This window comes from Facklamia sp. 7083-14-GEN3, assembly GCF_024742075.1.
In the GTDB taxonomy this organism is placed as follows: Bacteria; Bacillota; Bacilli; order Lactobacillales; family Aerococcaceae; genus Facklamia.
In genome coordinates this window covers 278,196-289,079 of record NZ_JANSGD010000003.1, presented here as the reverse complement: position 1 = coordinate 289,079, position 10,884 = coordinate 278,196, and the positions used below count along the sequence as shown (strand labels likewise).

The window sequence follows — 10,884 nt, the reverse complement described above, 5'->3', positions numbered from 1 at the left end:
TTTACCTAGCCAATCACCAGGACGTACAGTGTAGGTCTTTCTTGTCGTTGGTTCTGATGGCGTGCTTGGCTTTTCTTCTGGCTTAGGATTAGTTGGTTTATTCTCTGATGGTCTTTCTGTTTTTGGCACTTCTCCTTTAGCCACTACCAATACATTACCTGGGTGAATTAAATCACTTCTTAAATTATTCCATGACTTTAATTGAGACACGGTAATGCCGTGCATATTAGCAATTTTACCTAGCCAATCACCAGGACGCACAGTATATGTCTTTCTTGTCGTTGGTTCTGATGGCGTGCTTGGCTTTTCTTCTGGCTTAGGATGAGTTGGTTTATTCTCTGATGGTCTTTCTGTTTTTGGCACTTCTCCTTTAGCCACTACCAATACGTTACCTGGGTGAATTAAATCACTTCTTAAATTATTCCATAACTTCAATTGAGACACGGTAATACCATGCATGTTAGCAATTTTACCTAACCAATCGCCTCGTCTCACCGTATAGGTCTTTCTCTCTGGCGAAGTTGATGAAGTACTTGGTTTAGGAGTTGTAGGTTTAGTATCTAATGGTTTTTCAGGTAATGGATTTGAATTTACCGTCTTACCTTTAGCCACAATCAAAACATTACCAGGATGGATCAAGTCGCTTCTTAAATTATTCCATGACTTCAATTGAGACACGGTAATTCCGTGCATATTTGCTATTTTTCCTAACCAATCACCTCGTCGAACAGTGTAGGTTTTCGTATTAGCTACTGGCGATTGATCCGTTCTTTCATTTTCAACCGTTAAAGGTATCGTATTATCGGTTGGTACTTTAGACTCAACTTCCTCTACCGGCTTATTATCAAGATTAGTGTTATCTTTAATACGTACCTTTAAGACATCGCCTGGATGAATTAAATTACTTGTCAATCCATTTAACTCTTTCAATTCGTCCATCGTCATACCATGATTAATTGCAATAGGATATACACCGTCTCCCGCTTGTACTGTATAAGTACCGTAAGAGGCTTTACTTTCTTGAGCATAAACATTTGGAATATTATCTAAATGAGTGACTGCGACTGTAGCTAATACTGACATTGAAATAGACAATAAACTTGTTTTGATTGCTTTGTGTCTCATTACTGATCTCCTTTGTTAATTTTGTCAATTTATAGATAAAATTATAACATATAATGATTTGAAAATATTCAAAAATCACTAATCGTAATATTTGTAATAAAAAAAGCCAGTAAATACTGGCTTAAAAAACTATTTAATCGATTCAAAAATCTTTTGTTCTTTGACTGCTTCTTCAACCGATACATTTTTCAATTGTTCTAATAGATCCTCAAGCATCTCCTGCGATTCATTAATCTTAGTTAACTCACTTTCTTTAATTTGGTCAGCAAATTCTAATTGATCAACGAACTCTTGATACATGTCTTGAATCTTTTCACGATTGGCTTCATAAGTTTGTTGTTCTTCAGGTAATGAAGCGAAATCATTGAAGTGTTTTTGATACAAACTTTCCATTTGTTTCTCTAAATCTAAAGTTTGTTGGTAATAGGCATAATTTTTCCAATGAGTTAGTAATTCTTCCTGACTATATTCTTTTGCTTTCACTTTCTCTGGCTCTGTTAAAGAATAGTCTGAAACAAACTTCGCAACTTCTTCTGTTAACTGCAATTGTCCTAATTCAAAGTCTTGTTCAATTTTAGCTAATCGCTCTTGGTAGTTTCTCAAATAAACCAAGTAGGTCTGATCGACAATACTAACAAGCTGATTTAATGCGGCTGACATATAGCCGGTAAAATTTTCAACTTCTGGATTTTCTGCAAGCATTTTTTTATACTCATCAGTCTGACGATATTCTCTAAATTTTTGTTTAAAAGCTTCAATTTCATCATTTACTTTCATTTTGTCCTCAAGATAAGCTTGAGGCAAAAATTCAACAATCGCTTGATCATCTTTTTCAGATACATATTTGTTACTTACTTCTACTGTAGTTTGGTCATCTTCAGCATAAATAGGATTAGTCAGTGGTAGTAGTAAAACTGTTGCGATTAAGCTTATCATCATTTTTTTCATTTTCATCATTCCTTATATTAATTATTTCGTGTTTTTCTTTAACAACAAATCAATGTGTTCAATATTATCTTCAAGGTAGGCTGAACTAACCGGTTGAAACCCTAACCCTTTGTAAAAATCAATCAAATAAGTTTGCCCTGATAACTTGATAGACTCATAGCCTTTTTGAGTAAATAGATAATCAATAGCTTCATTCATCATTTGACGGGCCAATCCTCGATTTCGTTGGTCTTCTTTTACCAAAACACGACCAACCGATGCTTCTTCAAAACTCACTCCCGGATCTAATAGCCGGCAATAGGCAATTATCTCTCCTTTTTCTTCAAAGAATAAATGCTCAGCATTTATATCTGAGTGATCAATATCTAAATAAGCACATTCCTGCTCAACTACAAATACTTGGCACCTCAATTGCAATATTTGATAAAGTTGGTGAGTTGTCAAGCCGTCAAATTTTTTAATTTCCCAAGTCATATAAGCTCTCCTATTTTATGTATGCGCTATTATAATTACTTATTGATTTTAACAATAAAATAAGGACTAAGCAATAAAGAATACTTAGCCCTTATTTTCTCTAACTTTAATTAATAGGTCTCAAAGTAACGATCAAGTTCCCATTGAGAAACGTTCTTTAAATAATCTTCATATTCCAATGTTTTTTCTCGAATAAAGTTGCTAGCAATATGTTCACCTAGACTTTCCATTATTTCTGGACTGGTCTTAAGAGCGTCAACCGCTTCTTTTAAGATAGCTGGAAGTTGATAAATTCCTTTAAGCGTACGTTTTTCTTGGTCCATTTCATAAATGTTTTCACGAACTTCTGCCGGCGGCGTAATTTTCTCCTCAATCCCTTTTAGACCCGCTGTCAATAATGAAGCTAAGGCTAAATAAGGATTAGCAGAAGGATCGACACTTCTTACTTCGATGCGAGTAGAATTGCCACGTGCAGCTGGAATACGAATCAATGGCGAACGGTTTTGTCCAGACCAAGCAATGTAAACAGGTGCTTCATAGCCACTGACTAAGCGCTTATAGGAATTAACAGTGGGATTTACAATAGCAGTATAAGCGGCAGCGTATTTCATTAATCCTCCGATGAAATAGTAAGCATTCTGTGACAGTCCATCTTTCCCTTCTGGATCATAAAAAGCATTGCCATCTTCTGTAAACAAGGACAGATTAAAGTGCATACCCGAACCTGCCAGACCATAAACTGGTTTAGGCATAAATGAAGCATGCATATTATGGCGATGAGCTACAGAGCGAACAATCAGTTTGAAAATTTGGATATTATCACAAGCTGTTAAAGCATCGGAATATTTCCAATCAATTTCATGCTGGCCAGGTCCGCATTCATGGTGACTGGCTTCAATCTCAAAGCCTAAGTCTTCTAATTCTAATACAATATCACGACGAGTATTTTCGGCTGAATCTATCGGAGCTAAGTCAAAATAGCCTCCCTTATCATTCAATTCCATTGTTGGATTACCATTTTCATCATTTTTAAAAAGATAAAATTCTGGTTCTGGCCCTAAATTAAAAGATTTAAAACCTAAGGTTTGCATCTTTTCAAGTACCCTTTGAAGATTGGTTCTAGGATCTCCTGAGAAAGGCTGACGATTGGCTGTCTCCACATCACAAATTAAAGAAGCAACATTTCCGCTTCCTTCTTTCCAGTTATAAACTAACCAAGAATCATAATCCGGCACCAAATACATATCACTTTCTTCAATCCGAACAAAGCCATCAATGGATGAACCATCAAAAGTCATATTACCATCAAGTGCTTTCTCTATTTGTGAAACAGGAATTTCTACGTTTTTTATTTTGCCCATAATATCAGTGAACATTAAGCGAATGAATTGAACGTTTTGTTCCTTAATATCCTGCAAGATTGCTGCACGTGTCCATTTGTTTTCTGACATAATTGCCTCCTAAGCTAAGAATGAGTTAATTATAGTCCTCTTTTTCAGAATTGTTTTGCTTTAATCTTAAATTTACACAATTAAAATTCCGAACGTTCAGAAAATATCTTGTCAATCTTTCCATTTTTAAAAAGGGACTTTTAACAACCCTCTCAAGATTAAAAAGGACTTTGAAAGGATAATCCTTTCAAAGTCCATAAATTTATTTACTTGCTTTTAAAAGTTCTTGTAATTGTTGTAAGTTATCTTTTTCTTCTTCAACCAAGTTATTTAATAATTTTTCTTGTTCATCAACCTGAATTTGTAAACTAGCAATTTCATCAGCGTAATCAGGATTTTCATTAATTACTTTTTGTTGAATTGATTTGATGGTATCAAAAAGGTCCACATGGCTAACAATCCGACCTGCTCCCCACATCAAACGATCATCGCTTTGGTTTAAAACATAATCAGTAAAATAATCATAAGTTTCCTTAGAAAAATCATAGGCATACCAATTATTATCGACTAAATATAAACTCTCATCCAAGGCAACTTGTCCCTGCCCTAATTCAAGAGAAGCAATAGAAGCTTTTAGAGCAGTTAAATTATTAGTAATCAATTCATGCGGAAAATTTTGCTCATCTTCCCAGGTTAAACGGACAAAAGTATCCTGCATCAAACGATAAGCCTTAAGAACTTGTTCATTAAGCTCTCTAGAGGAAGCATAAATTTCAGCTGCTTGATCATTTTGTCCCGCTTCGAATGTTGCTAGGTAATCAGCATTTACTGCTTTAGCAGCTTCATTCAAGCTATCAGCTAGAGCTATCGCTTGATCAACAGCTTCAATTAATTCATTCGATTCTATATTAGCTGCTTCAAATTGTTCACTATCAATGGTCTCTTTTAATCGGTTCAATGGTTTAGTCAAGTCGATTGGAGAGACAGCTTGATGGTCGATAGCCATACCTAGCAAACCATATAGATTATGATGGTGTTCAAAAGCTTGCTCATTATAGGTTTCTTTATTATCAAATTGTGTATGGTAGTGCGTATTGCGGAAATCTGATTCAAAGCGGTTACGAATAGATGGAACGCCTGCAATTGAAAAGGACCAGTCATCAGCCCAAGTGGTATTTGGTGAGATAACCTCAATGCCTTCTGGATATAAATCTGTATGATACTCTTTATCTTTAACAAAATCTTGGATAAAGGCTTCCATTTCATAGACCGATCCGATTTGATCAGAAGCATTATGCCCCATAGCTGGCAATTCAAAGTTAATGTCTGCAACCGCTTTTCCTTGCCATTCCGGATGAAGCTTAAAGATTTGATTGTAGGCGCCTGTCGACCAGTCATAGCGTGAATTCGATACGCCCCATTCTTCCGCTGCTAAAGCATTGAAGATAATGGTTTTTTCTGGCTGATAACCAGAATCGACCATAGCTTTAGCAATGCCTAATAGTAAGCCAATGGCAGCTGAATCATCTTGGAAACCATCAAAATAGGCATCATAGTGGGCGGAATAAAGAATATAAGCCTCTTTATCTTTTCCTTCAATCCTACCGGAAATATTATAAGCTTGCCCATCCATTTCAACGGTTGATTTAACATCTAATGAAACATTGATTTCATTATTGTTGGCTGCTAAGGCTGCTTTTAATAATTCACCATCTTTCTTACTAATTGATAGAATAGGGGCATCTGCTGGGCCACATATATCATTGGCATTTAGAGATTCATCAGAAACCTCCCCAAAACCAGCTTCTTGGATCACAATTACGCCAGCCGCACCCTGTAGTTTGGCTTCATAAGCAGGATAATTCACCCACCACTCTTCCATCTGATTAATATCTACTAAAATTAATTTGCCTTCCACCTCGACATCGGTATAATCTGCCGCTGTCCCTTTATTAAGATAGGTAATAGCAAAATCCTTTGGTCCATCAGTGTCAAAATTCACTTGATAACCAGCCATAACAGCGGTTACTTCTCGTCCTTCAACATCTGCAAAATTCATCTCAGCTTTTTCAAAGGTCCATGCATCGACAGTAAAAGCCTCAGAGGCCACTTGAGTCAGACCAATTTTTTCCATTTCTTCAGCCAAATATTCTCCAGCTTGATGCTCTGCTTGAGAACCTGCCATCCGATAACCCAGCTTATCATTGGATTTGAATTCAGCAAGCTTGTTAGCAACTTGATAACCATAGTCAGGATCGACCTCAGCTAGATAACTTTCCTCAGCTTTTTGCAGGGGGTTACCTTCTTCGGCCGCTACAAAAGGTAGAGGTAATAAGGATAGAGCTAATCCTAAGTGGCTTAATTTTTTGAATAATTTCATTTCTTTTCCTCCTAAATATTTGTTTAAAGGCAAGCGACAGGCAACAAAAAAAGACACCTTTGCGGGTGTCAGATGATCAACAAACAAATACCTAGTTGAAAAAGGAGTCTTTGTTCGAGCCCAAACAGTAACTAACTACGTTTACTGCTCATGTTGATCATTCATGACAAGTTCATGAACTTATGTTTATGAGTTTCCTCATAGAAACATACATCTCTCTATAGAGACTGTAACAACACGATAAATTTATCGCTAAGTCAGCGGTTACCCTGGCTGTCCGTATGGCCATTTAATGAATGGGTAAAGGTCTTAGTGATTAGGTCGAAGTGAGACTTCTTAGTAAATCGAATTAATTGTAGCAATTAATGCAAAAATTACAAGATATTTTTTATATTTTTAATTCTTTTTTTCTAGCTTAAAATTTTCTACTAAAAATAGGGAAGAAAAATAAATAATCGGCAGTATGAAGTAACTAGTTGTCCTTAAAGTACTATCAGAAATTGATGGCACAAAAAGTAAAGTGATTAGAGCGATAGCTTGCAAAGCTCCTAGCCAAGGTTTGCCTGAAATTTCTAAATAGTCCCCCTCTTTGACTTCTACAGCATTACTTCTGACACCCAGTTGTTTAGCAACTAAGGTTGATCCTTCAACGGCATCAAAGAACAGGGTCTCTTCGGTATTAATTTTACCAATCGGTTTTCCATCTTGATAAATAGTAAGGGGTAACAATCTACCCATTGAATAAGCATTGCGTTTAATTTTAACTTGCATAAATTCCCTCCTCTATAAAATAAATTATAGCACAGTTAATTTAAATACTTTTAAGATTTGTTCATGATAAAGTCTAATTCTTTTTTTCAAGCGTATAATTCTCTATTAAAAACCGAGTCGCAAGATAAGCAATCGCTATCAGGAATAATGCTAATAAAGAAAGTTTCCTTCCAGGAATAAGCTTTGAGAAGGGGATACTAATAAACAATATGAATTGTATGAATTCTAGCCAAGGTTTATCGCTAACTTCTAAATAATCGCCCTCTTCAACCTCAATCGGATTACTTCTTATGCTTCCTAGCTGATTGCCTAATTTAACAATCAAAGTAGATCCTTCTTGCACTTCAAATAGCTTGGTTTCTCCACTCGCAATTTTTCCTATGGCTTTGCCATCTTGATAAATAAACAAAGGCCATAAAGAACCGACAAATTTTTCATTCCGTTTTATTCTGATATGCATACTGCTTCTCCTTGTTAAATTTTAAATTTCTTAATTTTATTATATTCGAACCTTTATATATAAGCAAAAGCTGAATAGTTATGTTGGTGGGGCAAGCTCTTAAATTATTTTCATAACTACTGAGTTAAGCGATTTAATAATCTATTGACTAAGTTCTAAGCACTTACTACAGATAATTTTGGACAAGCTGACGAAATTGAGGAACCACTTCATTTTCAAACCATAAATTTTTCTTAAGCCAACGACTATTCAGAGGAGAGGGATGGACAAGTGGAAAATAGTCTGGTAAATATTGGCAGAAATTTTTTACTGTTTCTGTTAGATTCTTTTTAGCTTGATCTTTTAAATAGTAAGCTTGCGCATAAGAGCCAACCACTACTATACATTCAATCTGAGGCATAAATTTAAGTAAAGGTGGGTACCATTTTTGAGCGAAGCCTTTTCGAGGTGCTTGATCACCTGATTTGGCCTTGCCAGGATAATAAAAATCCATTGGTAAGTGGGCAATACGGTCTGTTTGATAAAATTTATCGCGGCTGAGCCCCATCCAGTCTCTTAAGCGATTACCACTTGGATCATCCCAAACCATTTGACTAGCTTCAGCTTTACGGCCTGGCGCTTGACCAACAATGACTAATCGTGCTTGCGGTGGCGCCTTATACAGACGCTGTATTCCTTTCTTACTATAGGTCGCATTCATTGGGGCTGACATAATTTTTTGATGGATTTGATCTAAGTTTTTCATGCTTTTCCCTCTTAATAAAATAGTATCAAAATCATGACTTGAATACATATCTACAAACTCTTTAATTAAAGAAACTCAGCCTGATAGCAGACTGAGTTTCAATACTTTTATAGCACCTTATCCAAGAACTCTTTGGTTCTTGCTTCTTGAGGATGATTAAAGATTTGATCAGGATCGGCATCTTCAATTACATAGCCTTCTTCCATGAAAATCACTCGATCAGACACTTCGCGAGCAAAGCCCATCTCGTGTGTGACAACCACCATTGTCATGCCCTCATTGGCAAGGTTTTGCATAACTTCTAGTACATCGCCGACCATCTCAGGGTCCAAAGCGGAAGTAGGCTCATCAAAGAGCATCACATTTGGCTTCATTGCTAAGGCTCTTGCAATAGCAATTCGTTGTTTCTGTCCGCCAGATAATGAATTAGGATAAGCATCTGCTTTCTCAGACATGCCGACTATCTCTAATAACCTTTCTGCTTCTTGGTCGGCTTCTTCTTGAGTCATCTTACCTAATTCTACTGGCGCTAAAGTGATATTTTCACGAATGGACAGATGTGGAAATAGATTAAAGTGTTGAAACACCATGCCAATTCGCTCGCGCGCCTTATTGATATCACTATCGGCTGAGGTAATATCCACTCCATCTATTACGACCGAACCCCCGTTAATTTTTTCCAGGCGGTTTAAGCACCGCAATAAAGTCGATTTACCTGATCCGGACGGACCAATAATACAAACGACTTCTCCTTTTTTGACATCCATATCAATCGATTTTAAAACTTGGTGTTTACCAAATGATTTCTGTAAATCTTTTACTTCAATGATAGACATTAAACTTTCAACTCCTTCTCCAATCGGTTGGATAACTTACTTAAAATCGTAATAATCACTACATAAATGGTTCCGACAATTAACCACATGGATCCTGATTGATATGTTCTTGCGATAATAATACGTCCGGTTTGTGTTAACTCGACTAATCCAATAACTGATAATACAGAAGTATCTTTTAAGGTAATAATAAACTGGTTAACAAAAGATGGGATCATAATCTTTAAAGCTTGCGGTAAAATGATTTTACGCAGGGTAGTTTTACGTGTCAGTCCTAAAGACCTGCCCGCTTCCATTTGTCCTTTGGCAATCGATTGAATGCCTCCTCTGACAATTTCCGCTATATAGGCAGCAGCATTTAGTCCAAGAGTTAACACACCCGCCATCATGGTAGTGAACTTAACCCCCGTCATTTGTGGCAAACCAAAGTAAATAAAGAATGCCAAGACCAGTAAAGGTAAGCCGCGCATAATATCAATATAAAGACTGGATATACCATTTAAGATAACGCTGGTTGAAGTTGAAAAAAGTCCTAAAAGAATCCCTAAAACAAAGGCGATAATTAATGAAATAAAGGTCACTAAAATAGTTTTTCCTAGACCGCTCATTAAAGCTGGAAAGTTAGCGACGAATTGACCAATAAAAGAAGTATCTTTTGCTTCCACTTGATCACCGACATATTGATCGACAATGGTTTGGTATTGGCCGGAGTCTTTCAATTTAGCCAATCCTTCATTAAACTTATTCAACAATTCTTGGTTGTTGCCTTTATTAACGGCAAAACCTAAAGGCATCTTGTCAATTTCTTCACCGATTAATTCTAAGTCAACCGTCCCTGTTTTGGCAGCATAGGCCATTACAGGATAATCTTCAATCACAGCTTGACTGTTACCCGTGATAACGTTTTGATACATATTCACCGAGTCTTCAAAAGTTGTAATGGTGTAGCCATATTGGTCTTGCAGACGTTTAGCAATATCTGCGCCTTGTGACCCAATTTTAGTAGCTACATTTTTACCCTTTAGGCCTTCTAATGAGTCAATCTCTGAGCCTTTTTTAACAGCGAACATAGAGCCCACTTCAAAATAGGGGTCTGAAAAATCAAAGGATTCTTCCCTTTCATCAGTGATTCCCATAGCAGCAATCATCCCATCAGCTTGGTTACTTTCTAAAGCTTGTAATCCTGATGAGAAAGGCATAATCTTGTAATCAATTTTAAAATTGGCTTCTTGGGCAATCGCTTCAAGAATCTCAATATCAATTCCTTTTAGATTACCATCATCATCTGTAAACTCAAAGGGAGCGTAATCGGACGAGGTAATGATGGAATAAGTAGGTTGATCAGTTGCTTGCTCCTCTTGGGCTTTCACTCCAAAACCACTTAATACGATACTTACTATCATTGTGCTTAAAAAGAGCCATTTTTTGATAAAAGGCTTAGTAAATCTTTTCAATTTATCACTCCTTACTCTTTAATGTTAAAGGTAATTTGACTTCACTTCAAAAGTTTTGCATTATCGTAACCTAACATTAAAATTATAGAGATTCCGTTTAAACCCTTTCATTACCGTTAAAATAGGCTTGAAATAGTTAGTTTAATTTTAGTTTTTACATAGAGAGTTAATAAGCTTGCGCATAATTTTAAATCACATTTAAGTAAATAATTTCAAATTTAGCATGAAACAAGCTAAAAAGAACCCCTCTATCCGAGTCCGGATTTAGGGGTTCAGTACATTAAGAGAGATGTCCTTTTT

The 10,884-nt window shown here is 36.2% G+C and carries 10 protein-coding genes; all 10 read right to left on the bottom strand.

Going from position 1 to position 10,884, the window contains the following annotated elements; genetic code table 11:
• Positions 1 to 1,125, bottom strand: a 1,125-nt coding sequence (locus tag NW240_RS07490; protein WP_258436913.1) for a LysM peptidoglycan-binding domain-containing protein, incomplete at its 3' end; no start/stop codon positions are given.
• A gap of 129 nt (positions 1,126 to 1,254) precedes the next feature.
• On the bottom strand, positions 1,255 to 2,073 hold the full coding sequence (locus NW240_RS07485) for a hypothetical protein (RefSeq protein WP_258436912.1): 819 nt from the start codon (positions 2,071 to 2,073) through the stop codon (positions 1,255 to 1,257).
• A gap of 21 nt (positions 2,074 to 2,094) precedes the next feature.
• Positions 2,095 to 2,547 carry a GNAT family N-acetyltransferase gene (locus tag NW240_RS07480; protein ID WP_258436911.1) on the bottom strand — a complete coding sequence of 151 codons (453 nt, stop codon included), beginning with the start codon at positions 2,545 to 2,547 and terminating at the stop codon, positions 2,095 to 2,097.
• 110 nt (positions 2,548 to 2,657) lie between these two features.
• Entirely contained in the window at positions 2,658 to 3,998 is a 1,341-nt protein-coding gene (glnA, locus tag NW240_RS07475) for a type I glutamate--ammonia ligase (protein WP_258436910.1), read from the bottom strand.
• Positions 3,999 to 4,200: 202 nt separating this feature from the next.
• Complete coding sequence (locus tag NW240_RS07470; RefSeq protein WP_258436909.1) at positions 4,201 to 6,318, bottom strand: M28 family metallopeptidase; 2,118 nt, start codon at positions 6,316 to 6,318, stop codon at positions 4,201 to 4,203.
• Positions 6,319 to 6,714: 396 nt separating this feature from the next.
• On the bottom strand, positions 6,715 to 7,089 hold the full coding sequence (locus NW240_RS07465) for a hypothetical protein (RefSeq protein ID WP_258436907.1): 375 nt from the start codon (positions 7,087 to 7,089) through the stop codon (positions 6,715 to 6,717).
• Between the two features lie 73 nt (positions 7,090 to 7,162).
• The gene (locus NW240_RS07460) at positions 7,163 to 7,549 is read right to left on the bottom strand and encodes a hypothetical protein (protein ID WP_258436906.1); all 387 of its coding nucleotides are present in this window, start codon (positions 7,547 to 7,549) and stop codon (positions 7,163 to 7,165) included.
• 166 nt (positions 7,550 to 7,715) lie between these two features.
• On the bottom strand, positions 7,716 to 8,294 hold the full coding sequence (locus NW240_RS07455) for a uracil-DNA glycosylase family protein (protein WP_258436904.1): 579 nt from the start codon (positions 8,292 to 8,294) through the stop codon (positions 7,716 to 7,718).
• Between the two features lie 107 nt (positions 8,295 to 8,401).
• Positions 8,402 to 9,130 (bottom strand): amino acid ABC transporter ATP-binding protein, encoded by a 729-nt coding sequence (locus NW240_RS07450; protein WP_309302414.1) that lies wholly within the window; start codon positions 9,128 to 9,130, stop codon positions 8,402 to 8,404.
• Positions 9,130 to 10,533 (bottom strand): ABC transporter substrate-binding protein/permease, encoded by a 1,404-nt coding sequence (locus tag NW240_RS07445; RefSeq protein ID WP_258436903.1) that lies wholly within the window; start codon positions 10,531 to 10,533, stop codon positions 9,130 to 9,132. The genes NW240_RS07450 and NW240_RS07445 overlap by 1 nt, the downstream gene beginning before the upstream one ends.
• Positions 10,534 to 10,884: the final 351 nt, after the last annotated feature.

What these genes read in the sequence shown, in the direction of transcription:
- NW240_RS07485 (WP_258436912.1), bottom strand. Translation starts at nt 2,073, where the DNA reads ATGAAAAAAATGATGATAAGCTTAATCGCAACAGTTTTACTACTACCA.
- NW240_RS07480 (WP_258436911.1), bottom strand. Translation starts at nt 2,547, where the DNA reads ATGACTTGGGAAATTAAAAAATTTGACGGCTTGACAACTCACCAACTT.
- glnA (WP_258436910.1), bottom strand. Translation starts at nt 3,998, where the DNA reads ATGTCAGAAAACAAATGGACACGTGCAGCAATCTTGCAGGATATTAAG.
- NW240_RS07470 (WP_258436909.1), bottom strand. Translation starts at nt 6,318, where the DNA reads ATGAAATTATTCAAAAAATTAAGCCACTTAGGATTAGCTCTATCCTTA.
- NW240_RS07465 (WP_258436907.1), bottom strand. Translation starts at nt 7,089, where the DNA reads ATGCAAGTTAAAATTAAACGCAATGCTTATTCAATGGGTAGATTGTTA.
- NW240_RS07460 (WP_258436906.1), bottom strand. Translation starts at nt 7,549, where the DNA reads ATGCATATCAGAATAAAACGGAATGAAAAATTTGTCGGTTCTTTATGG.
- NW240_RS07455 (WP_258436904.1), bottom strand. Translation starts at nt 8,294, where the DNA reads ATGAAAAACTTAGATCAAATCCATCAAAAAATTATGTCAGCCCCAATG.
- NW240_RS07450 (WP_309302414.1), bottom strand. Translation starts at nt 9,130, where the DNA reads ATGTCTATCATTGAAGTAAAAGATTTACAGAAATCATTTGGTAAACAC.
- NW240_RS07445 (WP_258436903.1), bottom strand. Translation starts at nt 10,533, where the DNA reads ATGATAGTAAGTATCGTATTAAGTGGTTTTGGAGTGAAAGCCCAAGAG.